Source organism: Sulfitobacter sp., assembly GCF_036961165.1.
Classification (GTDB): domain Bacteria; phylum Pseudomonadota; class Alphaproteobacteria; order Rhodobacterales; family Rhodobacteraceae; genus Sulfitobacter.
This window is the reverse complement of sequence record NZ_JBALVJ010000058.1, coordinates 1-22,028: the sequence shown is the minus strand read 5'-3', so window position 1 is coordinate 22,028 and position 22,028 is coordinate 1. Positions and strand designations below refer to the sequence as shown.

Genomic DNA, 22,028 nt, shown 5'->3' with positions numbered 1-22,028 from the left:
TGCCATCTGTCCCAAATCTCCGACTTCTGCTTGTCCGTGAAAAATACGCGGCGACAATACTTCATTTTGATCACTCCATCTTTGGCTAAAGATTAAAGTGTTGCGTCGATCAGTTGAGACCGCCGGACAATGCCGACCTTGGTCGCCATGTGGTCAACGTTTTAGCTTGTCTTTGGGGCATCCACGCCATCAACAAAACCCCGCGGGGGTAATCCTGCGACCATCCGTAAAGTGGCTAAGACCAGAGCCACAGTGTCACGATCTGAGTATTGATTTGAAAGAAGCGCTGGCACCCTCGGACGGTATAGATATCTTGAAATAAAGGTCTGACAGCAAAGTCGGGCCCAATAAAGGGCGCAAGTAGATAGCTAAAGCCCGAGTGAAGATCAAAAATATGCCGGCGAGCCCTTTGGCAAAGTTAGCGTCGGGCTGCTGAGGCTGGAGAGGCCTTGTGATGAGCTGCGCGGCCAGGTTACTTACGACTGCCAAGAAGCCTGTCTTTTGCTTCAGTAACTTGTGCCATAAGTACAGCTGAACCGCCACTGTCAGGATGAACACGCTTGATGAGGCGGTGATATGCCTTGCGGATATCCTCATCAGTGCAACCGGGATCAAGACCCAGTACCTCATAGGCTTGATCTTGGCTCAACTCTCTCGAAAGCGGTGATTGCGCCTGCCCATGCGCAGAGCGCTCCTCTTCTTGATCGCGCCAATCGGGATGCGCATTGTCGAGAAAGGTTTGGAGCAGCTTTACCGTTTCATTATCCGTTTCAATTTCGACGTAATACTCAAGCAGTTTGTCCAGATCAAGGTTTGACAGGAACTGACCCTTGCGCTCCCCGGCCAGAATGCAACCGTCAATCTTGCCGCTATCGTGGTCGAGAGTCATTTCCAGATATATGGAACGCACCGTCGACGTTTGCGGTGCAGGCCCATTGGCAGCGCCTACATTTTTCCGCGATAGCAATATGAGGCCGAGGATCATCAATGGAACCGCAACCACAATAGCGCGAAATAAGAAAAGCAAGATACCGGTCGAGATCAGGGCGACACCCAGTGGGTTTAACGCTTGAGTGCGAAAAATTGCCCCCAGAACACCCCGAACAATCCAGAAGACAACTGTAAAGCCTAACGCAATTGCCACGAAAATAAGGATCGGTTGCATTAGCGCATATCAGCCAGCAACGCTCCCGCCGTCGCGGTGCCAGCGGCTTCCAGCGCCTTTCGCCCTCCCGCTGCATATGTCGCCACAGCAGCGAGAAGCGCCTTGAGGTCTGAGGCTGAATTGCTGTCGAAAGGCAAATAGGCACCACCCGTCAGCCTTGCGATCTCGCGGAACGCCGTTTCAGCCTGCTTGTCCCGGCCATCATGAAACATAAACGCCTTGACCCCGCGCAGGCCAAGCTCACCCGCAAGGCTGCACAATTCATCGATGTTTTCTTCCATTGAATCGCCGACGTAAACCAAAGCTGCCAGTGGTTGTCTCTCGGACTCCCGCTGGGCGTGCGAAAGGACCGCGGCAATCTGCGTCAACCCGCCTTGGCAGTCGATTTTTCCCATCAAACCGCGCAGGCTTTCTGCGTTATTTACCCAACGAGATGCCCGAGTTTCCGTCAGGCCGCGGAAATAGACCAGCTGCACCGAGAGATTACCCACAGATGCGGTCGCCGAAAACATCTCACCCTGAAGACCGCAGGCCATGTCCCACGTTGCCTGACGGCTCATGGTCGCATCGAGGGCAAAAATCATCCGTCCGCGAGTGGCAGTCGGCACCGGTGCAAACTGCTTTGCCTCTTGTAGAAATGCGTCAATTTCTGATCCGCTGGATTTTGGGCGCGCGGAGAGGTCGGATCTACTTTGTCGTGAAATTTCATTCTTTTTCATAACGATACAATACTCTCATTCTGGCACGAAGATACTGTCGGTAAGACAGGCCAGATCGTCTTCAAGATTTACACCTACATCTTGAAGAATAGCACTCAGCACCCAATCGGCAATCGTTCTTTGTTTCAGCGCGACCTGCACCTTGATGGTAACGTTGCTCGCCACGATGTGAGCCTACAAGTCCCAAGTGCGCGAAACTGAACCCCAACGCCCGACTGCAGCTTTGTCGCACAGCGATCAGCGAAACCTTGAAAACACTGCGCCATGCTCGAACGTCCGGTTTGGTGAAGCTGCACTGCGACGTTGACTTCTGCCTCGAAGGTCTGGTTTGGGACGTTCATAACGACGTGATACTGATTTTAACTCGACGTTGCAGCATCTGCGGTTTGAAACGTGCGAATGATGATCAGGCATTCAGCGGTCAAACCGTCAAAACTACATCAAATGAACTTTGCCCGACTCTCCACTTCGGGTTTGACTACCTTCAGGGCCGCCTCGATATCAATACTCCGATCGAACAAGGCGCGTCCAATTAAGGCACCCGAGACATGTGGCACGTATTTCAGTCGTGACAAGTCATCTTGAGCTGCTGCTGGTTTCGTGGACACCGAGATAAGGTGTTTATGAGGTTGGAGAACAGCAATGACGAGAAGAATATTCAGTCCAGAGTTTAAGCGTGAGGCGGCACAGCTTGTCGTGGTGCGCGGTGTGAGCGAGGCACAGGCTTCAAGGGATCTGGACGTGCATGCAACGGTTCTGCGCAGATGGGTCTGGGAGTTTGGATCGAGCGGTGCAGATGCATTTCCTGGCAAAGGTCGATTGAAGCCTGACGACGAAGAGCTTCGCAGCTTGAGACGTGAAGTTGCGAAGTTGAAAGCGGAGCGCAATATCTTAAAAAAGGCCGCAGCCTACTTCGTCAGGGACCAACTGTGATGTTCGGGTTTGTGGCGAAATACCGAGGGGTTTGGCCGGTTAGCTGGATGTGTGACGCGCTCGGTGTGTCACGGAGCGGGTTCCACGCATGGCTGACGCGGCCACAGAGTGCGCGGGCCCGTAAAGATGAGAGGCTGGGCGCTGTGGTTCGTGCAAGCTTTGTGCGATCTGATCGGAGCTATGGCGCAAGGCGCGTCTGGCATGACGTCCTTGCTGAGGGTTTTGAATGTGGTCTGCATAGTATTGAACGCCTGATGCAAATGAACGCACTCAGGGCGCGACCGAGGCGCCGTCAGCTTCCTAAGGATCAGGGGGAACGCTCTATCATCGCACCGAATGAGCTTGAGCGAGAGTTCGAGGCAGATGGCCCGAACCAGAAATGGGTCGCTGACTTCACCTACATCTGGACTGCAGAAGGTTGGCTGTATGTCGCGGTCGTCATCGACCTATTCTCACGGCGTATCGTCGGCTGGTCGATGAAGGATGCCATGACAGCCCAGATGGTGACGGATGCACTCATGATGGCGATCTGGCGCAGAGGGCGGCCAAGAGAGCGGCTGCATCATTCGGACCAAGGCAGCCAATACACCCGTGAACCGTTCCAGAGGCTGCTGGCGGACAATGGCGTCACCTGCTTGATGATCCGGTCAGGCAATGTCTGGGACAACGCTGCGGCAGAAAGCTTCTTCTCGTCGCTCAAAATCGAACGTGTGAAGCGCAAAGTCTACCGGACGTGTGATCAAGCCCGTGCGGACGTATTCGACTACATCGAGCGTTTCTACAATCCGACACGTCGTCACTCGACCATCTGATATTTAAGCCCTATGCAATACGAGGAGAGAGCGATGAAAGCTTAAGTTGCCGTCCGCGAAACCGGCAGCAGCTCAGAAGATGAACTTTCTTACAGGTTAGCGGTTAATGATTGCACCTAAATTGTGACCTAATATTTGGTCCAAAAACTTGAATTATTCCGATTACTCCAAGCCTTGGTGTTTGATATTCTTTTATCAAGTACTCTTTGAACCAATCAGAATTTTGCCTGAACTTGCCGAACTACCACAGATGTAACGGGTGACATAGCACAACGGCAAGTCGAGGCGGAGGACCGGCAAGCCACCGAGCTTTGGGATGCGTCCTTACACCGCTTGATTGCGCAATCTGCACGCAACCGCCATTTGATCACAGCCTATGCGATTTTGGATCCAATCCGCAGCAGTGCCGATTGGATGGCAATTCGCGCTCGCAGTCGTAATTATGCATCTATCCAGGTCAGCAACAACGAGCGTATGGTAATCATTGAAGCCATCGGTCCGGGCCATGTAGATGCTGCGCGTCAGGCCATGCGTGATCTCCTTGAGACCCGCTCGAACTCACTGTGCGCAGCCCTTGAAATGCATTGTAAGGCGGAGAATTGAGCCATGACACACGACATCACCATATCCGATATTGCTGCCGCCGAAAAGCTTATGGGAATCGAATATACTGCGGAAGAACGCGGACAAATGATCGGTAACCTCGAAGGGCAATTATTGTCTGCACAGGCGCGCCGGGCGGTAAATCTCGAGAATTCGGTTCCTATGGCCTGTCGTTTTGATCCACGTCTTGCCGGATTTGCTATGCCGCATGGTGCTGATGCGCTGGTCCGCTCGCAGGTTACGGACGCTTTGCCTGCCTCGGACGACGATATCGCCTTTGCGCCACTCACACATTTGTCGCATTGGATCGCAACCGGGATGATCACCTCGCGCAGGTTAACGGAAATCTATCTGGCGCGTATCGAGATGCTTAATCCCAAGCTGGAGTGTTATGCGACGGTCACACCGGATCTGGCGTTGGCGGAAGCAGATGCAATGGACAGTCTGAGCAAAGCTGGCGTCAACCTTGGCTCGTTGCATGGCATTCCGTACGGGCTTAAGGATTTGTTTGATACCAAAGGGATCGTAACGGGATGGGGGGCGGAACCGTTTCGGGATAATATTCCCCAATCCGACGCTGCCGTGACGACAAAAATGCGCGCGGCAGGTGCGGTTTTGTTGGGCAAGACGACACTGGGTGCGTTGGCCTATAACGACATCTGGTACGGTGGCTGGACCCGCAATCCCTGGAATCTCAACGAAGGCTCGTCGGGCTCGAGCGCAGGTTCTGCTTCTGCAACCGCTGCGGCATTGTGCGCGTTTTCCATCGGTACGGAAACGCTGGGTTCAATTACATCACCGTCGCAACGCTGTGGCACTACCGGATTGCGGCCCACGTTCGGAAGGGTGAGCCGCGCTGGTGCGATGGCGCTATGCTGGTCTTTGGATAAGGTCGGGCCAATCTGCCGCACGGTCGAGGATACGGCATTGGTGCTGGCCGCGCTGAATGGTGGGGACGCTGCGGATCGTGGTTCGATCGACGCCCCCTTTGTGTTTGACGCGACCAAGGGAATTGATGGCATGGTTTTGGGATACCTGCCGGAAGCTTTCGAGGAGGGTGCGACGGATGTTGACCGCGCCGCGCTGGAGGCGGCAAAGGGGCTTGGCCTCGAGGTGCGCGCGCTTAGTATTGAGGATCTGCCCTACGGCGCATTAATGAACGTGGTTTATGCGGAGGCGGCCGCCGCGTTCGAGGATCTGACGATTTCGGGCACGGATGATACGATGAAATGGCAAGACGAGGGCGCATGGCCAAACACGATGCGCAAGGCGCGGTTCTTGTCAGCGGTCGATCACGTGAACCTTGACCGTCTGCGCTTTCGTGTGATGCAAGCCGTAGCCATGATGATGCAAGGCTGCGATGTGCTCATCGGTCCATTCATGACGGGTCCGATGCTGGTTGCGAGCAATTTCACCGGTCACCCGTGTTTGCATATTCGCGCAGGATTTGAGCAGATCGCCACCCGATCTGCCGCTTCTTTGGGCGCGGGCAAATTGACGACAGGTGATGCCACCGGTGATGATACCTTTCGGGTCCCTCAGGGAATATCACTTTGGGGGCAGTTGTTTGACGAAGGGCCACTTTTGAATGTGGGAATGGCGCTTGAAAAAGCATTGAATGTGGTATCGGAGAGACCGGGTTTTCTGAAATAAACAAGACCTTACGACAAAGCAGGCCTCAACACTTTAACCGCGCAAAAGCGCACTTTTGGAGATATAAAATGAAACGCAGGGAATTTTTGAAGACCACGACAGCAACGATGGGTGGCATTGCTTTGACAGGGCTGCCTATGGCCCATGCGGACGCCCACGCGACACCGGCGAGCGGCGGCACGTTGATCTGGGGTCACTCTGAGACGACGCAGAACCTCGACATCCATCAGACCGGCACGGCCTCGACGGGGAGGTTACTGCAAAATATCCACGAAAGCATTGTTACGACGGATAAGGACCTCAACGTCATCCCGAATCTCGCGTCGAGCTTTGAGCAATCCGAAGACGGGCTGACCTACACTTTCAATCTGCGCGATGATGTGATGTTCCACACCGGCACCAAGATGACATCGGCGGACGTGAAGTATTCATTCGAGCGCTGCGCAGATCCTGCCACGGGTGCCACGAATTTCGAGGTATTCAACGCCGTTGAAAGCATCGAGACGCCGGATGAGACCACCGTGATCGTCAAGCTCAAATCGGTCAATGCGCCATTCCTGTCGCGTCTGGCGGAAAATGGCGCGGGTGTGGTCATGCCTATGGATTCAGGTGACGGGCAGGGCGAGATGCCAGTGGGGGCCGGCCCCTTCAAATTCGTGCGCCGCGAATTCGGCAACGAGGTCGAGCTGGAACGTTTCGAGGAATATTTCGACGGGCCATCCTACCTCGAAAAGATCATTAGCCGCGAAATCACCGAGCCTACTGTCCGCCTTACAGGGCTGCGCACCGGCGAATTGCATATGATCAACGACATCCCGCTGGACCGGATGGCGGAAATTCAGGGCGACGACAGTTTCCAGACAGTTGCATGGTTCCCGCTCAATTTCGACTTCCTGAATTTCAATCACGAATTCGAGCCGTTCAAGGATGCGCGCGTGCGCGAAGCCTTTGATCTGATGCTCGATAAGGAGGTTCTGATGGAGGGCGCGCTGTGGGGGCAGGGGAAAACATCTGCCTCGCCCAGCTTCCCGACGTCGGCCTCCTATAACAGCGACATTAGCCAGCGGGCGCAGGATTTCGAGAAGGCCGCCGCATTGCTGGCCGATGCGGGCTATGGCCCCGGTGATCTGAAGGTCGTGTTCAAGGTTACGACCAACTATCCCTATCACGTCGACAGCGCGCAGATTATGCTGGAGTGGTTCCGTCAGGGCGGCGTCGATATGACGATTGAGCAGCTGACATGGTCTGACTGGCTGTCACAGGTCTGGGTCGACAAGGACTTCGAGATCACGATGATGAACTTCTTCACCCTTTGGGAGCCTGATTTCCTATATTATTCGCTGTATCACTCTACTGGCGGGTTCAACTACCGCAAGATCAGTGATCCCGCGCTGGATGCGCTGTTGGAGCAGGCGCGGATCACCGTGGACGCTGATGCACGCATGGCGATCTACAAAGATGTTCAGAAGTACATCAACGAGAACACGCTGGATGTGATTTTGTGGTTCCGCAACGGCACAATCGGGGCACAAACCAATGTGATGGGCCTTGATACCATTGTTCAGCCCAACGGGTCGGAGATGAACTTCCACAAGGTCTGGCTCAAGCAAGCCTGATGAAATCGCGCCGGAGGGAGACCTCCGGTGCACCACTGGAGGGGCCATGAGTTATATTCTGAACAGATTGCTGTCGGTGGCGTTCACTCTCCTGCTGATATCTTTGATCACCTTTATGGTGACCAATATCCTGCCCGGCGATGTGGCGATGGTGATTATGGGGACCCAATCCAACCCCGAGGCGCTGGCGGGTTTACGGGAAAGCCTTGGGCTCAATGACCCGCTGATCGTGCAATACGGGCGCTGGATTGGGGGTATGCTGACCGGCGAATGGGGTAATTCACTGGTGTTCAAAGAGGCCATAGGCCCCCTGATTGCGGACAAAGTGACGGCATCGGCGCTGATCGTGGTGATGTCGATGAGCATTGCATTGGCTGCCGCTGTGCCTTTGGGCGTCTGGGCCGCTGTCCACCGCGATAAATGGCAGGACAATACGGCCTCCACCACGGCGCTTTTGGGGGTTAGCCTACCGGATTTTTTCTGGGGGATCATCATGATCTTGCTGTTTGCACGGTATTTGGGATGGCTGCCCTCGTCGGGCTTTGTGCATCCGGCGGATGATTTTATCGGGGCTGTGCGCCATGCGATTTTGCCCTCGCTGGCCCTTGGCCTCGGGTTGATGGCCCATCTTACACGTATGACGCGTTCCACCATGTCCTCCATCCTCTCCCAGGAGTTTATCCGTGTCGCCCGTGCCAAAGGTCTCTCCGAGCGTACGGTAATCTGGCGCTATGCGCTGGCCAATGCCATCGGTCCGGTTATTACGGTTGCGGGGCTGCAAGTGGGATATCTTTTCGGCTCCATCATCGTGATCGAGAGCTTGTTCAACTTTACGGGCATGGGGTGGCTCACCTATCAGGCGCTGCTGAACCGTGACATTCCGCTGATCCAAAGCACGGTTTTCGTGATTGCCGCCGTTGTGATGCTCACAAATCTGGTGGTGGACCTGCTGTATGCGGCTCTGGATCCGAGGATTAAACTGCCATGAAGGGTTTTCTGACCGGAAAAGGGATATTTGGCGGCGGCATCGTTTTGCTGGTCCTTGCTGTTGCATTGCTTGCGCCGCTGCTGATCCCCGACACATGGGCTACGCAAATGGACATGCGCGCGCGGCTTGCCGGTCCCAGTGTGGCACATCCGATGGGCACCGATCAGCTGGGGCGTGATCTGATGTACCGCATGCTTCTCGGGGCGCAGACCTCGATCATGATCGCGGGGACTGCCGTGATGATGAGCCTCTTTGTCGGCCTGCCGCTTGGTGTGATCTCAGGGTATTTTGGCGGCTGGATCGACAATGTGCTGATGCGGTTGGTTGATACGCTGCTGGCGTTTCCGGCGTTGCTGCTGGCGCTCACGATTTCGGCTATTCTGGGCCCGAACCTGACCAATACGATCATCGCAATCGGCATCGCCTTTACGCCCTATCTGGCGCGTATTATTCGCGGCGAAGCTCTGCGCGTGGCTCAGATGCCCTATGTCGAGGCGGCGCGCGCTGTTGGCACGTCAGATACATTGATGATCATCCGGCACGTCCTGCCCAATGTCATGCCGCCCATCATCGTGCAGGCCACAATCAGCCTTGCCTTTGCCATTCTGGCCGAAGCGGGACTGTCGTTTCTTGGTTTGGGCACGCAGCCTCCCGATGCAAGCTGGGGTTTGATGATACAGGCCAGCCGCGACTACCTTGATGTGGCACCGTGGACAGCACTGGTGCCCGGGGCGGCGGTGGCTGTGACGGTTCTTGGCCTTAATATGTTCGGCGATGTGCTGCGCGATGTTCTTGACCCGAGGATCAAATGACAAAACCGATTATAGAAATTAAAGGCCTGCGCGTTGGCTTTGGCGACGCAACGGCGGTGCGCAACGTAAGCTTTTCGGTCTATCCCGGCGAAACGGTGTGTATCGTCGGTGAAAGCGGGTCTGGCAAATCCGTGACCTCACTGTCGCTGATGCGTCTGGTGGAATTTGGCGGCGGTGAAATCCTTGATGGCACCATGACGTTGGAGCGCGCGGGCGGCACCTTTGATCTTGCCACAGCGGATGCGCGCACGATGCAAACCATTCGCGGCAACGAGATGGGTATGATCTTTCAGGAGCCGATGACGTCACTCAACCCCGTGTTCACGATCAGGCGGCAGCTTACGGACGGACTGCGCATGCACGAGAATCTGACGCGGGTGCAAGCGGACGCGCGCGCGCTGGAGTTGCTGCGCGAGGTGCGTATTCCCGAACCTGAAAGACGGCTCGGGCAATATCCCCATGAGCTGTCTGGCGGCATGCGCCAGCGTGTGGTGATCGCCATTGCAATGGCCTGCCGCCCGCGATTGTTGATCGCGGATGAGCCGACGACCGCTCTGGATGTGACCATTCAGGCTGAGATTATCGCGCTCATCAACCGGCTCAAGCGGGAGACGGGGATGGCGGTGATGTTCATTACCCACGATATGGCCGTGGTGGCGCAGATCGCGGACCGTGTGGTGGTGATGTACCGCGGTGATGTGGTCGAAACCGGCCCTGTTGCGGAGATTTTTGCAGACCCCAAGGCGGAATATACCCGTGCGCTGCTGGCTGCCGTGCCGCGTCTGGGGGAGATGCGGGGCAAGGCAGCCCCCGAGCCGCTGCGGTTGGTGGGGCAGACCTATGATCCTGTTCCGCTGACGCCGCGCGATGTGCCGGAGCCTTTGTTGGAGGTGCGAAATCTCACAACCCGCTTTCCGGTTAAAGGGGGTATTCTGCGCCGCACTGTTGCCCAGGTCCATGCGGTGGAAGACGCGTCGTTTACGCTCAACAAAGGTGAAACCCTCAGCCTTGTAGGCGAAAGCGGCTGCGGTAAATCGACGTGCGGGCGGTCAATCCTTCGGCTGGTGGAGCCATTGTCGGGGTCGGTTTATCTCGGGGGCAAAAACGTACTCACCCAGACCAAACCGCAATTGCGCGCAATGCGCCAGCACATGCAGATGATCTTTCAGGACCCGTTCGCGTCGCTCAATCCCTATATGCGTTTGCGGGCACAAGTGACCGAGCCGATGCAGAATTACGGGTTGGACAATCGTGAAGATCGCGCGGCACATCTGTTTGACCGCGTGGGTCTGCCGCGTGATTTTATGCGCCGCTTCCCCCACGAGCTGTCGGGGGGGCAACGCCAGAGGGTTGCAATTGCCCGCGCGCTTGCGGTTTCGCCAGGGCTTATTGTTGCTGACGAAGCAGTATCAGCGCTGGACGTTTCCGTGCAGGCGCAGGTTTTGAACCTGATGATGGAGCTTCAAGCGGAACTGGACCTGTCCTATTTGTTCATCAGCCATGATATGGCAGTGGTAGAGAGGGTGAGCCACCATGTTGCGGTCATGTATCTGGGCCGTATCGTCGAGATCGGACCGCGTGCGGCAGTGTTCGAGAACCCGCAGCATGAATACACAAAGACGCTCATGTTGGCCGTGCCAATTGCCGACCCTGCGACACGCAAGCTGGATGGCGATTTGAACTTCAAACCAATCCCGTCGCCTATTCATCCGCTCACATATATGGCCGAGCCGTCACTTTATGAAACAGTCGGGCCAAACCATCGCGTTCTGGTAAATACAGGGTAGACAATCTTCTCACCAGGGCTTTTGCGTGTTCCAGTTGTCTATCTCATCTTCCACTCCTAAGTGGTTACGATGAGCCAAGACTACTCTCTTATCAAATAACGCTATTTGGACCCGTAAGCGCTGACGTCAGACAGTTCGCCTTGAACGGATGTTCTTCTACTGGGCGCGGCGGACGTCCCAACGTACGACCATTTCGGATGCTCAGCTCGCATCACGCGAAGCGACTCTGGGCGAAGCGAAAGCTGGCATTCTGATCGGATATCGCAACGAGGACGAGCTTCGCGAAGTTCTGAACCAGGCCGGAGACAGGGCCAGACCTGTGCGCAAAATGCTCTGACATCATGGTTGGCGCGTACGTGTTTTTGCGAGAAATAGCGGCATGCCGCTGGCGTTAATGATGTTCACCGTGTTCAGCAACACAATCACCGTGCTGACATAACCTATCAGGATACGGACCTTACTGCTGTTCGAACGCCCGTGGCATTTGTGCAAAAGCGTTCATTGGGAAGATCACTGCGGCGCTCTTAACAATATGCCACCGCAGAAAAGGTCTGGTAGCAGACCTTAGACGAGTTTCGTACCAATGTCCGGTCTGGACCGTGAACTACGGTGCTTCTATGGGCCAAGTCAGGAGATTTCACACCGTAACCGTAGTCGACTTTGACCGCATAGAAGGCTCGAAGCAAATCGCCCGATCCTAAGCAATTGGGGCGCTCAATATATATCACCAAAATGTCTTAATGCCGCGCGTGCGATCGGTTCACCCCATTCCTGTACGAAATGGCCAGCCTCTTTCAAGACCATCGGTTCCGGGCAATCTTTGATGGTTTTGCGCAGTTTGCTCATTACGGGTCCGCCGAGAACCGGATCTCTTGCTCCGATGGCCATAAAGCTTTCCCCGCTCCATTCAGATTGCCAGAAGTGACGTGCGCGCTTTGCCGTCTCGATGCCCTCCATACCTGGCTCAATCATCACCATTTGCGGAAACCGGCGGACACCCGCCTTATACCGCTGATCCGGGAATGGCGCTTCATAGGCTTGGGCCTCTGACTCGCTCAAGTGTGGACAAGCCCGCTTTATCAACGCCCTGCAATCCATGTCGGGCCGGCTTGCCACATAGTCTTTCCAGCCCTGAAAACCTCCGCCAAGACTCTCGCCGACCGGGATTGCCGTATTCATTACGATTAAACGGGCAAACCGTTCGCTCAAATCCATTGGCAGGGTCAGTCCTAAAATGCCGCCCCAGTCTTGCACCACCAAAGTGATATTTTTCAAATCCAACTTCTCTATGAAGGCAATCATCATTTCACGATGAAAATGAAAGCCGTAGACATTGTCATCCACAGGCTTGTCAGACCTCCCAAACCCTAACCAATCCGGCACGACCACCCGCGCGCCAGAGCCCGCAAAAATGGGTATCATGCGCCGATATAAGTAGGCCCAGGTCGGCTCACCTGGAAGGCATAAGAACGTCCGTGGCGCTTCATTCTGGCCTTCATCCACATAGTGTACCCGAATGCCTTCGTAGCCTTTGAGGTCATCCACATAATTGGGGGCAAAAGCATAGCCGGGCAGCTTTTCAAAACGGTCGTCCGGAGTTCTTAATACGTCCATGAGCACAATTTCCGTCACTGATTTCCGCACAATTATGCCCCGCGAGGCACCTACTGGCGACCTGCCTGTGCCGAACATCCGGTTCGCCCGCATTGCTGAACTTGGCACCGTCAAATTGCTGCGCACCTTTGCCAATGCCCGCTTCGGGGAAGCTGCACCGCGGCGACGGGATCCTCGGCCACGGTCCGCTAAGGGCCTATTCTGTTGAAGAACTCCGCTACGCGAAAATCGCCTCAAAAACTTAGAACATTGTTGCCGTCACAGGCCAATCGCCAAACTTTATTTGCAGGGGGACGCTTTCGCAGGATGATTCCCTGGAGACCTGGTTCCTTCTGGCAGGGCGGTGAGCTATTCAACAGAATAGGCTAAAAGAAGTCGTTAGGCGAGTTTTACTCGAACTGCCAAAACGTTTAGATATCAATGACTTATGCGGTAGCCAGAGCATCTTCAAGTTCGACACCCAAGTATCTGACGGTGCAGTCCATCTTTGTATGCCCCAACAGGAGTTGAACGACCCGCAAGTTGCCCGCATTCTTGTAAATCTGGGTGACCTTTGTGCGCCGCATTGAATGGGTGCCATAGGCGGTCACTTCCAAGCCAATCGACGAGACCCAGTCTCGCACAATTCGTGCATACTGACGTGTCGAGATGTGAAGGCGCTCGTGGACGCGTCCAGGCCAGAGAAATTCGGACCCGAACATCAGCGGATACTCCATCCACTTCGCGACCGACGCGCGTGCCTTCTGAAATTTCAAAGCGAACTGGTTTCTTGGTCTTGCTCTGCAGAACCGAAGCTCGCTCCTTGATCTGACCGGACGCCATCACATCCACGACCTGCAATCGAACCAGATCACAACCGCGCAATTTTCTGTCGATTGCCATATTGAACATGGCGAGATCGCGATGCTTCTTGGCCAGTTCGAGACGCACCCGGATCGCCCAGACATGCTTTGGCTTCAAGGGAGACTTCTGACCGACAATTCGCCCTTTGTACCAAGCGGGGCGAAGCGCGCGAATGGCCGGTAAGTTTGGTGTTTGCATGATAGTTCCTCCGATCCGCCATACCCTCCCACATCGGCAACCCGACGTTGACATTGCACAGTATCATAAAATGCTGCGCTATATCTGAGGTCGTCTTGGAGCCCGAAGTGAATAGTTTCTGTAAGGCCGCGAATATCGGTTTTGAACTATTGCACAGCCGTTCTCCTCTATAGATCAACTCGCCGAAGGCGCGGCGCGTTGCTGATCACTGAGACGGACGATAGGCTCATCGCGGCTGCTGCGATCATCGGTGAGAGTAGAAGGCCCGTGACGGGGTAGAGCAGCCCCGCTGCAATGGGTACGCCAAGCGTGTTGTAGGCGAAGGCGAAGAACAGGTTCTGCTTGATGTTGCGCAGGGTCGCCCGCGCCAACTTGCGCGCCCGCACGATGCCCATCAGATCGCCGCCAAGCAGGGTGATCCTGGCGCTTTCCATCGCTACGTCGGCACCGGTACCCATGGCGATGCCGACATCGGCGGCGGCCAGCGCGGGCGCGTCGTTCACGCCATCACCTGCCATGGCAATCTTGTGGCCGTCCCTCCGCAATTGGTCGATCAGGTCCCTCTTGTCTTCCGGCAGGACGCCCGCACGCACCTCGTCGATGCCGAGCTTGCCCGCTACCGCCTGCGCCGTGCGTTCGTTGTCGCCCGTGGCCATGATCACCCGCAGCCCTTGCGCATGGAGTTCCTTGATCGTCTGCGCGGTGCTGTCCTTAATCGGGTCTGCCACGGCCGCGATGCCCGCCAGCGCCCCATCGACCGCGATGAACATCGCCGTCTTGCCCTCGGCGCGCAGGGCATCGGCCTGTGCCTCGGCAGCGCCCGTGTCCAGCCCCATCTCTTGCATCATCGCGGTGTTGCCAAGCGCGACGGCGCGTCCGCCAATCTGTCCGCGCACACCCTTGCCAGTGATGGCCTCAAAGTCGGATGCATCTTGACGTGCGGCGCCCGCCGCTTCGGCTCCTTCAACAATCGCTTCGGCCAGAGGATGCTCGGAGCCGCGTTCAAGTGCCGCGGCCAGTGACAGCAGGTCTGCTTCGGCTATATCCTCCAGCGCCACCGTGTCGGTCAGCGTCGGCTTGCCCATGGTCAGCGTGCCAGTCTTGTCGACGATCAGCGTATCGACGCTTGCCATGCGTTCCAGCGCCTCGGCATCCTTGATTAGCACTCCCGCCTGCGCTCCGCGTCCTGCCGCTGTGGTGATCGAGATCGGTGTGGCCAACCCCAGCGCACAGGGGCATGCGATGATCAACACCGAGACCGCTGAAGCGATGGCAAAAACCAGTGCGGGTTCGGGGCCAAAGATCATCCACATGACGAAGGCAAAGATCGCAGTACCCACAACCGTCGGGACAAATATGGCCGAGACCCGATCCGCCAGTCCCTGGATTGGGGCACGTGACCGCCGTGCGTTCGACACCATGGTCACGATCTGCGCCAGCACAGTATCTGCGCCGACCTTGCCCGCTTCGATCACCAGTGATCCGTTCTTGTTGATTGTGGCGCCAGTCACCGCATCGCCGGGGCCTTTCTCGACGGGCATCGCCTCGCCGATCAGCATGCTTTCGTCCAAGCTGGAACGCCCCTCGATCACCGTTCCATCCACCGGGACCGCATCGCCGGGGCGCACGCGCAGACGATCGCCCTCCATGATGTTCTCGAGCGGCGCGTCGTATTCATTGCCGTCCGGCAGGATCCGCCGCGCGGTTTTGGGCGCGAGGTCCAGAAGTGCGCGGATCGCGTCACCCGTACGTTCGCGCGCCCGCAGTTCCAGTACCTGACCAACAAAGACCAGCGCCACGATCACCACCGACGCCTCGAAGTATGTGCCAACGCCTTGGCCCATTTGATATTGTTCGGGAAAAAGGCCCGGCAGGAACGTCGCGAAGATCGAATAGAGATAGGCCGCCGACACGCCGAGGCTGATCAGCGTCCACATGTTGGGCGAGTGGTTCACGATTGAATCCCAGCCCCGCTTGAAGAACGGCCATGCCGCCCAAAGCACAATCGGCGTCGCCAGCACAAATTCCAGGTAGCTGGCCGTCTGATGCCCGATCCAGTCGCGCACCGGCAGGCCGACCAGCCCGCCCATGGTCAGGACGATCAGCGGCACCGCCGCAGCCGCCGAGATCCACATCCGGCGGGTGAAATCGGTCAACTCCTCGCTGGGCTCGTCCTAGGGAACTATCGGCTCAAGCGCCATGCCGCAGATCGGGCAGGCCCCAGGCGCGTCGCGGATGATCTCGGGATGCATTGGGCAGGTGTACTGGACGTCGGCGGGCGCGGCCGTCTTCTTCCCTGTGGCGCGGCCTGACGCGTAGTGCCACGGGTCGGCCTTGAACTTGGTCTGACATTTCTCAGAGCAGAAATGGAATGTCTCGCCCCCAAACTCCGCGTGCCGCCCGTCGGGCTTGACTGCGACCGCCATTCCGCAGACCGGGTCCTTTGCCGTCTCGGTTCCCGCCGGGATTTCGGACGATTCGTGATGATGAACGTGCTCCATAGTGTGTGAATCTTTCTTTTTATCTTGCAATTGCCCGCTTCTTGCGGCTGGAAGCTCAGGTTGTTTTTATTGGTGGTTCGGAGCGCCGTTTTTTGGCTGCTTCCGCAGGGCCACCCAGAGCAGCGGTGAACCCGTCACAAGCCCAAGGCCAAGCACCGCCCATGTCGCCCGCCCAAGGTTCCCGCTGACCGCCTCCCCACCGAAATGGGCGAGCAGGAAGCTCGCCGGAACGATGCCAGCCAGTGTCGCGAGCGCGAAGCGCCAGGCGTGCATTCGGCTGAGCCCCGCCGCGTAGCTGACCATGTCAAAAGACACAAAAGGCATTAGGCGACTGGCAAACACCGTGGCTGTTAACGCGGTCTGCGAACCAAGAAGCCCAGCATCGACCTTGTCCCCGAAAAACCGACGCAGGACGTTGTGTCCCAAAACCCGCGCCAGACTGAAGGCAATCACCGCCTCGAGCTCTGCGCCGATTATGACCTGCACCGTCCCCCAAATATGTCCGTAGGCTGCCCCGGCTGCCAGCGCGATCGGCGCGCTCGGGATCGGGCTCGCCACGACCGCGACGGTCATCAGCGTGACGATCAGGACAGGCCCCCAAATGCCTGCGCGCGCCACCAGCATATCGAGACGCTCGCCGTCCCGCTGCCCACGTGCCTCCGTGTACACCGATGGTGCGAAATGCCACACGCCGAGCAGGGCGATTCCGAGGATCGCCAGCCCTGCGAGGATGGCGGTCCGCTGACTCATCTCATATCGCCTTTATGGCTTTATCAAGAAGGTCGCGGACCTCGCCCGCTACGGCCGTCAGTTCAGCGCTATCGATAGCCTGCATCGACGCCACCGGGTCGACGGCGCTGACCTCAACACCGCCTTCAACTTCGCGCAGGATGACATTGCAGGGTAGCATGGCACCGACCCGCGGCTCGATCCCGATCGCCTGATGCGCCATTTTTGGGTTGCAGGCACCGAGAATTCGATAGGCAGACATCTCGACATCGAGCTTCTTCTTCATCGTCATTTTGACGTCGATCTCGGTCAGTACGCCGAAGCCGTGGTCCGCAAGGGCTTGGCGAGTGCGGGCGTCAATGTCGTCGAAAGTGGAGTCTTTGAACATGCGGTTGATGGTGTAGCTCACTGAAATTAAATCCTTATTTTGAGTGTGGGAGACGCTGACCTGGCGGGGCGGTACTTAAATTTACCTTGCGCGGCCAAATCAGAGGGTACGCTCTACGATAAACGCCTGCGTATCTGCGCATCACACTATCGTAATTCTGCAATGCCGCCTTGATGTAGATCAGGGTAGGCGCACAGATTTGCCCCTACAATAGCACACTTAATAGTCGGCCTCAGTCGATGCCGTGCAAAGGGAGTTAACAGATGGAATCCAGGAATAGGGCGATTGTTCCGAGCATGGCAGGCGCACTCTGCGTCGTCGCGACGTCGGCGATGGCACAGGTCGGGGAAATCCCAGGTCGAAACGGCTTTTACGATCATGGACATGACATGATGTGGGGCAGTAGCCAGTGGGGAGGGTTTGGAATGATCCTCGGGCCGATCTTCATGATCCTGATCGTTGTCGGGATCGTTGCCGGGATCATATATCTTCTGGGCCTATTTGGTGCGTCCGGTTCCGCCGTAAACAGTCACGCTGCGCACGATCGCGCCTTGTCGCTTCTGAAGGAACGCTATGCCAAGGGTGAGATCGATTCGACCGAGTTCACTGAACGCAAAAAGCTTCTGGCTGAATGATACGTGATGCGTCCTGCCCTTGCAGGACGAGCGAGACCGTGGCGATGCTTCAACCCAAGCCTTGAAAGATCAACATGAAAAGACGCCAGTTCCTAGCTTCGACCTCCGCAGCGATCCTGAACGCTGGCGCTCTTTCACAAACGCCGGTCCGACGCGCGTTTGCGCAGGGACAAGCTCCGCAAACCCGCCTCGCCATGCCGCCTCTTCTTGATACTCGGGCGACGGGGCGGCTGTCCCTGACGACGACGTCAGGCAGCAGCAGCTTTTTCGGCGGGCCTGCCACACCGACGGCTGGATTCAATCAGGCGTATCTGGGCCCGACCATCCTGATGCATAACGGCGATCTGGCGGCTGAGGTGCAGAATACTCTCGATGAACCCATCAGCACGCATTGGCACGGCCTTCTGGCACCCGGAGAGCATGACGGCGGCCCCATCTTGCGATTGCACCCGGTGGCACATGGCAGCCCGAGATGACAATTGCACAGGATCCGGCAACCATCTGGTATCACTCGCATATCCATGAACGAACCTCGGAACAGGTTTACTTTGGACTGGCGGGGGTTATCCACGTGACCGAAGGACAGGACGACGCGCGCGGTCTGCCCTCCACGTACGGTATCGACGATCTGACGCTCGTTTTGCAGGATCGACGCTTCGATGCATCGGGACGCATGGTCTATAACCCGTCCATGATGGACGTAATGCACGGGTTTACCGGGAACCGGATGCTCGTCAATGGTCAGGCGAGCGCGACGGCCGTCGTGCCGCAGGGGATCGTGCGCTTACGCCTGCTCAACGGCTCGAACGCCCGCATCTACACGCTCTTTTTCGACGATATGCGCCCGATGCACTTGGTGGCGACGGATGGCGGGTTCCTACCGACGCCTGTCGCGCTCGACATTCTGCGCCTTGCTCCCGGCGAGCGAGCCGAGATCCTTGTCGATTTCTCCGGCGACAAAGCGCCGGTATTGATGAGCGATCCGGGTCAAGCCTACGGCGTCCTGCAGTTCGAGACCGACACGACGCTTGCCAAGCGGTTTGCTCGCCTGCCAGAACAACTGGACGGCGCGCCCGATGACCTGTAGGGTGCCAAGATCTTAACAAGGTAGATATCGCTCGACATGGGCATGGGCGGCATGATGATGGGCGGCGGTGGATTTTCCATCAACGGGCATCCCTACGACATGGACCGGATCAATTTCGAGGTCGCCCAGGGAACCGTGGAACGCTGGCAAATCCGCAGCAGCATGGTCGCGCATCCGTTTCACGTCCATGGCGTGCGGTTTAGGGTCGTGACCGAGAACGGCGGCCCTCCGCGACCCGAGAACACCGGCTGGAAAGACACCGTGCTGGTGCCTAGAGAGGCTGAGATCCTCGCCCGGTTCGACCAGCCCGCCAGCCGCGAGACACCGTTCATGTTTCACTGCCACATCCTCGAGCATGAAGATGCTGGTATGATGGGCCAGTTCACCGTTACCTGACGTGCGCGCCGGGCGGACCGCAACCCGAAAGCTCCAGCAGAACCGATGACAGAACCCCTTCTTGCCAGTGAACCGCAACTACGCCTCGTCGTGTTTCTCGGCGTGCTGGTCGCTATGGCCCTATGGGAACTCGCAGCACCCAGGCGAAGGCAAGAGATCCCGCGTTTGATCCGCTGGACGAACAATCTGGCCCTCGTTGTAATCGATACTATTGTCCTGCGTTTGAGTTTCCCGATCCTTGTTGTAGGATTGTCCGTGACTGCTCAGGACCGTGGCTGGGGGCTATTCAATATAATCGAGGTGCCGGGGTGGATTGCGGTTCTCGTCTCGATCATCGTTCTTGATTTGGTCATCTATTTGCAGCACGTCATGTTTCATGCAGTGCCCGCGCTGTGGCGGCTGCACCGGATGCATCACGCCGACCTCGAGTTTGATGTCACCACCGGATTGCGCTTTCATCCGGTTGAAATTCTGCTGTCGATGGGGATAAAGATGGCTGTAGTTATGGCTTTGGGCCCGCCTGCTGTGGCTGTGTTGATCTTCGAGGTCCTGTTGAACGCAACTGCGATGTTCAACCACTCCAATATCCGGCTGCCGATGCTTGTGGACCGTTTCCTCCGCTTGATTATGGTCACGCCAGATATGCACCGCGTCCATCATTCGATCATACCAGAAGAGACGAACAGCAATTTCGGCTTCAATCTTCCTTGGTGGGACAGGTTGCTTGGTACCTACAAGGCGCAGCCGAAAGCCGGGCATGAGGGTATGTCGATCGGGATCGAACAATTCCGGACAAGGCGCGACCTATGGCTCGACCGGATGCTGGTTCAACCAGTAAAAGGCCCGGCAAGCTGCTATCCGATTAATCGCGTGACGGGAAAAAAGAAGTCTTGATAGAAGTTGCCGCCGGTCGTGGTTTGACCATCAACTGTCTAAATTGTGCGAGGTAAAACAGGACTTAAGACACGGTAGACTTGCCTGCATGCCATTCTGCGGGACAAACTCTTCCGTCGTTCAGCCCATACCAGTGGAAGAACGCTTGCTCGAAATATAACGAGTCACCATAAATAACGCAGACATCGGTGCGGTTGCAGCGAATTCACCCTTTGTCCGCACTGCAGCCATCGACGTCCAAGATTTCTGTGTCCTCGACGAATGGCCGCTTTGGGGAAGCCGCACCGCAGCGCCAGCCCTCATCACGAACGGCAGCTAAGGGCCGTTTTGTCGATCAACACCAAGGGCGGGAAGCGGACTTTCAGATTGCGTAGGTGTATTGAAGTGTATCGTGTGTACCGCCGTGCCATCCTCTTCGTTGTTCCAATCTAAAAGGAACATGGGGTTGTTTGCGCGTCTGGGAACGTTTGTTTGACTTAATGGAAGGCGGCCAGGTTCTTCGCCAGATCAACTACTTTGAGCTTTGCTTTAGTACCGAGCCAACTGCTCCACCATAGGTGGATCGGAACTCAAGGGCAAAAATCCGGGGCAGGGGCAGGGGGCAACCAAGCAAGCTACTGCAAAGGAAACTCTCTCGGTAAGTTACAGCAGTTCGTGTCTTTTAATTGGCACAAGCAGTAGAAACAAACCGGCCGAAGGCCATTTCCATATTTTCAGTAATTTTAAAGTTCGCAACGGAAATATGCTATCTTGTCAGATTCTTGCGGGGTGGCGGTGAGCATGAATACGGGGAAACTATGCACAGAAGGGGGGCTGTGGGCCCAAATGCGGCTCGTCGACGCAAGAATCTGGGCAGATGATTTCATGTGTCTATCAAACCCCATTCGCACGAGCAGGATTCGAACCACATCCTTTCAGACAGCTTGAAAGGAAAAACGATGGTTCAATGTAACGGCAAGTTTCGTATTTCACTTGCAATGGCAGAGTTTCTCAAAACCTCCACTTTGCCCGGAGGGGCCAAAAAACTGCTGCTCGGGTTGATCTACCTTCAAGAGATTGAAGATGAGGCCTGGCCAAAAGTGTGGGTTGATGAAGTTGGTGGAACGGCTGCGTTTAAACGTGAAGCAATGCAAAGTCATTTTGCATATATTTCGCATCTTCATTCATTAGGTTTTGCGCCCAGATCGAAAAGCAGCCGGTTCTTGGAAAAGCCTATCGACGATCTTAGCAATGTGGAGGGATTCTTTGATCATCTATCCGTCCGATCGGGTCAGAAAGGGTGCATCATGTGGAAGTTCTGAATTCAGCCTGCCGCTCTGATGACCGACATGAAGATTTATGCCCTGATGTCGGTCGGAGATATCGCGCATTGTTCATATGAACTTGATGTGCTGATGCTTACTCAAATCACTCTCCGGCAAAAGATGAGGTATCCTGCGTTCTCTCTTCTGAGTGATGACCCCAAGGCCGGATGGATTTTTCCCGAGAACCCACATCAGGCTGCAGATGCGCGTACGTTCAAAGCAAAACTAAAACGAGCACTTCAAAAATGGGCAACGCTCAAGAACTGTCGACTGATTGCTGAACTTGAACAGAAGGGTGAAGTGGACCTGCTTTTTAGGACAGTTTTGCGGCTTGGCTAAGATGCATCTGGT

20 protein-coding genes and 3 pseudogenes are annotated in these 22,028 nt (G+C 56.3%); 15 read left to right on the top strand and 8 right to left on the bottom strand.

All coding sequences use genetic code 11. From position 1 onward, the window contains the following. Positions 1 to 472: 472 nt before the first annotated feature. From V7730_RS17815 to V7730_RS17805, 3 genes are read right to left on the bottom strand one after another with little or no spacing between them, the layout of a single operon-like run. Positions 473 to 1,165, bottom strand: coding sequence for a J domain-containing protein (locus V7730_RS17815; protein ID WP_335748940.1), 693 nt, complete (start codon positions 1,163 to 1,165; stop codon positions 473 to 475). Further along, complete coding sequence (locus tag V7730_RS17810; protein WP_335748939.1) at positions 1,165 to 1,884, bottom strand: VWA domain-containing protein; 720 nt, start codon at positions 1,882 to 1,884, stop codon at positions 1,165 to 1,167. The genes V7730_RS17815 and V7730_RS17810 overlap by 1 nt, the downstream gene beginning before the upstream one ends. A gap of 15 nt (positions 1,885 to 1,899) precedes the next feature. Beyond that, positions 1,900 to 2,049, bottom strand: coding sequence for a hypothetical protein (locus V7730_RS17805; RefSeq protein WP_335748938.1), 150 nt, complete (start codon positions 2,047 to 2,049; stop codon positions 1,900 to 1,902). A 477-nt stretch (positions 2,050 to 2,526) separates the two neighbouring features. Between V7730_RS17805 and V7730_RS17800 the strand changes: the two genes are divergently transcribed. The 7 genes from V7730_RS17800 (at position 2,527) to V7730_RS17775 (ending at position 11,088) form a co-directional block, all read left to right on the top strand. After that, a protein-coding gene (locus V7730_RS17800) for an IS3 family transposase (RefSeq protein WP_335748937.1) occupies positions 2,527 to 3,629 on the top strand; the annotation gives its coding sequence in 2 pieces (ribosomal slippage) (positions 2,527 to 2,773 and positions 2,773 to 3,629; 1,104 coding nt in all). A gap of 264 nt (positions 3,630 to 3,893) precedes the next feature. Beyond that, positions 3,894 to 4,232 (top strand): FCD domain-containing protein, encoded by a 339-nt coding sequence (locus tag V7730_RS22745; RefSeq protein ID WP_443070243.1) that lies wholly within the window; start codon positions 3,894 to 3,896, stop codon positions 4,230 to 4,232. 3 nt (positions 4,233 to 4,235) lie between these two features. Then, complete coding sequence (locus tag V7730_RS17795) at positions 4,236 to 5,885, top strand: amidase (RefSeq protein WP_335748936.1); 1,650 nt, start codon at positions 4,236 to 4,238, stop codon at positions 5,883 to 5,885. A 68-nt stretch (positions 5,886 to 5,953) separates the two neighbouring features. Next, positions 5,954 to 7,501 (top strand): ABC transporter substrate-binding protein, encoded by a 1,548-nt coding sequence (locus tag V7730_RS17790; RefSeq protein WP_335748935.1) that lies wholly within the window; start codon positions 5,954 to 5,956, stop codon positions 7,499 to 7,501. A gap of 46 nt (positions 7,502 to 7,547) precedes the next feature. Next, positions 7,548 to 8,489: an ABC transporter permease gene (locus tag V7730_RS17785; protein ID WP_335748934.1), complete on the top strand. Its 942-nt coding sequence runs from the start codon at positions 7,548 to 7,550 to the stop codon at positions 8,487 to 8,489. Beyond that, the gene (locus V7730_RS17780) at positions 8,486 to 9,301 is read left to right on the top strand and encodes an ABC transporter permease (RefSeq protein ID WP_335748933.1); all 816 of its coding nucleotides are present in this window, start codon (positions 8,486 to 8,488) and stop codon (positions 9,299 to 9,301) included. The genes V7730_RS17785 and V7730_RS17780 overlap by 4 nt, the downstream gene beginning before the upstream one ends. Beyond that, positions 9,298 to 11,088 (top strand): ABC transporter ATP-binding protein, encoded by a 1,791-nt coding sequence (locus V7730_RS17775; RefSeq protein ID WP_335748932.1) that lies wholly within the window; start codon positions 9,298 to 9,300, stop codon positions 11,086 to 11,088. The genes V7730_RS17780 and V7730_RS17775 overlap by 4 nt, the downstream gene beginning before the upstream one ends. Before the next feature lie 714 nt (positions 11,089 to 11,802). On the opposite strand, the gene V7730_RS17770 is transcribed toward V7730_RS17775, so the two are convergent. Then, complete coding sequence (locus V7730_RS17770; protein WP_335748931.1) at positions 11,803 to 12,702, bottom strand: haloalkane dehalogenase; 900 nt, start codon at positions 12,700 to 12,702, stop codon at positions 11,803 to 11,805. Between V7730_RS17770 and V7730_RS17765 the strand changes: the two genes are divergently transcribed. Beyond that, the gene (locus tag V7730_RS17765; protein WP_335748930.1) at positions 12,701 to 12,910 is read left to right on the top strand and encodes a hypothetical protein; all 210 of its coding nucleotides are present in this window, start codon (positions 12,701 to 12,703) and stop codon (positions 12,908 to 12,910) included. The two genes, V7730_RS17770 and V7730_RS17765, sit on opposite strands and share 2 nt — an antisense overlap. A gap of 217 nt (positions 12,911 to 13,127) precedes the next feature. Here V7730_RS17765 and V7730_RS17760 read toward each other — a convergent pair. The 4 genes and pseudogenes from V7730_RS17760 to V7730_RS17745 all read right to left on the bottom strand — a co-directional run bounded on the left by V7730_RS17760 (position 13,128) and on the right by V7730_RS17745 (position 17,382). Continuing rightward, positions 13,128 to 13,743: pseudogene (locus V7730_RS17760) on the bottom strand (tyrosine-type recombinase/integrase). A 167-nt stretch (positions 13,744 to 13,910) separates the two neighbouring features. After that, positions 13,911 to 16,244, bottom strand: a pseudogene (locus tag V7730_RS17755) (heavy metal translocating P-type ATPase). Positions 16,245 to 16,310: 66 nt separating this feature from the next. Beyond that, positions 16,311 to 16,994 (bottom strand): TVP38/TMEM64 family protein, encoded by a 684-nt coding sequence (locus V7730_RS17750; protein ID WP_335748929.1) that lies wholly within the window; start codon positions 16,992 to 16,994, stop codon positions 16,311 to 16,313. Position 16,995: 1 nt separating this feature from the next. Next, positions 16,996 to 17,382, bottom strand: a complete 387-nt coding sequence (locus V7730_RS17745; protein ID WP_335748928.1) for a DUF302 domain-containing protein — start codon at positions 17,380 to 17,382, stop codon at positions 16,996 to 16,998. 242 nt (positions 17,383 to 17,624) lie between these two features. Between V7730_RS17745 and V7730_RS17740 the strand changes: the two genes are divergently transcribed. From V7730_RS17740 to V7730_RS17710, 7 genes and pseudogenes are all read left to right on the top strand, one after another. Further along, positions 17,625 to 17,996, top strand: a complete 372-nt coding sequence (locus V7730_RS17740; protein ID WP_335748927.1) for an SHOCT domain-containing protein — start codon at positions 17,625 to 17,627, stop codon at positions 17,994 to 17,996. A gap of 74 nt (positions 17,997 to 18,070) precedes the next feature. After that, positions 18,071 to 18,516: pseudogene (locus tag V7730_RS17735) on the top strand (multicopper oxidase domain-containing protein); the annotation flags it as partial. A gap of 153 nt (positions 18,517 to 18,669) precedes the next feature. Further along, positions 18,670 to 19,083, top strand: a complete 414-nt coding sequence (locus tag V7730_RS17730; protein ID WP_443070242.1) for a hypothetical protein — start codon at positions 18,670 to 18,672, stop codon at positions 19,081 to 19,083. 42 nt (positions 19,084 to 19,125) lie between these two features. Beyond that, positions 19,126 to 19,479: a multicopper oxidase domain-containing protein gene (locus V7730_RS17725; RefSeq protein WP_335748924.1), complete on the top strand. Its 354-nt coding sequence runs from the start codon at positions 19,126 to 19,128 to the stop codon at positions 19,477 to 19,479. A gap of 45 nt (positions 19,480 to 19,524) precedes the next feature. Next, positions 19,525 to 20,373 (top strand): sterol desaturase family protein, encoded by an 849-nt coding sequence (locus tag V7730_RS17720; RefSeq protein WP_335748923.1) that lies wholly within the window; start codon positions 19,525 to 19,527, stop codon positions 20,371 to 20,373. Between the two features lie 866 nt (positions 20,374 to 21,239). Further along, complete coding sequence (locus V7730_RS17715) at positions 21,240 to 21,674, top strand: hypothetical protein (RefSeq protein ID WP_335748922.1); 435 nt, start codon at positions 21,240 to 21,242, stop codon at positions 21,672 to 21,674. Positions 21,675 to 21,692: 18 nt separating this feature from the next. Beyond that, the gene (locus tag V7730_RS17710) at positions 21,693 to 22,016 is read left to right on the top strand and encodes a hypothetical protein (protein ID WP_335748921.1); all 324 of its coding nucleotides are present in this window, start codon (positions 21,693 to 21,695) and stop codon (positions 22,014 to 22,016) included. Positions 22,017 to 22,028 lie beyond the last annotated feature (12 nt).

What these genes read in the sequence shown, in the direction of transcription:
- V7730_RS17815 (WP_335748940.1), bottom strand. Translation starts at nt 1,165, where the DNA reads ATGCAACCGATCCTTATTTTCGTGGCAATTGCGTTAGGCTTTACAGTT.
- V7730_RS17810 (WP_335748939.1), bottom strand. Translation starts at nt 1,884, where the DNA reads ATGAAAAAGAATGAAATTTCACGACAAAGTAGATCCGACCTCTCCGCG.
- V7730_RS17795 (WP_335748936.1), top strand. Translation starts at nt 4,236, where the DNA reads ATGACACACGACATCACCATATCCGATATTGCTGCCGCCGAAAAGCTT.
- V7730_RS17790 (WP_335748935.1), top strand. Translation starts at nt 5,954, where the DNA reads ATGAAACGCAGGGAATTTTTGAAGACCACGACAGCAACGATGGGTGGC.
- V7730_RS17785 (WP_335748934.1), top strand. Translation starts at nt 7,548, where the DNA reads ATGAGTTATATTCTGAACAGATTGCTGTCGGTGGCGTTCACTCTCCTG.
- V7730_RS17780 (WP_335748933.1), top strand. Translation starts at nt 8,486, where the DNA reads ATGAAGGGTTTTCTGACCGGAAAAGGGATATTTGGCGGCGGCATCGTT.
- V7730_RS17775 (WP_335748932.1), top strand. Translation starts at nt 9,298, where the DNA reads ATGACAAAACCGATTATAGAAATTAAAGGCCTGCGCGTTGGCTTTGGC.
- V7730_RS17765 (WP_335748930.1), top strand. Translation starts at nt 12,701, where the DNA reads ATGAGCACAATTTCCGTCACTGATTTCCGCACAATTATGCCCCGCGAG.
- V7730_RS17770 (WP_335748931.1), bottom strand. Translation starts at nt 12,702, where the DNA reads ATGGACGTATTAAGAACTCCGGACGACCGTTTTGAAAAGCTGCCCGGC.
- V7730_RS17750 (WP_335748929.1), bottom strand. Translation starts at nt 16,994, where the DNA reads ATGAGTCAGCGGACCGCCATCCTCGCAGGGCTGGCGATCCTCGGAATC.
- V7730_RS17740 (WP_335748927.1), top strand. Translation starts at nt 17,625, where the DNA reads ATGGAATCCAGGAATAGGGCGATTGTTCCGAGCATGGCAGGCGCACTC.
- V7730_RS17730 (WP_443070242.1), top strand. Translation starts at nt 18,670, where the DNA reads ATGGTCTATAACCCGTCCATGATGGACGTAATGCACGGGTTTACCGGG.
- V7730_RS17725 (WP_335748924.1), top strand. Translation starts at nt 19,126, where the DNA reads ATGGGCGGCATGATGATGGGCGGCGGTGGATTTTCCATCAACGGGCAT.
- V7730_RS17720 (WP_335748923.1), top strand. Translation starts at nt 19,525, where the DNA reads ATGACAGAACCCCTTCTTGCCAGTGAACCGCAACTACGCCTCGTCGTG.
- V7730_RS17710 (WP_335748921.1), top strand. Translation starts at nt 21,693, where the DNA reads ATGACCGACATGAAGATTTATGCCCTGATGTCGGTCGGAGATATCGCG.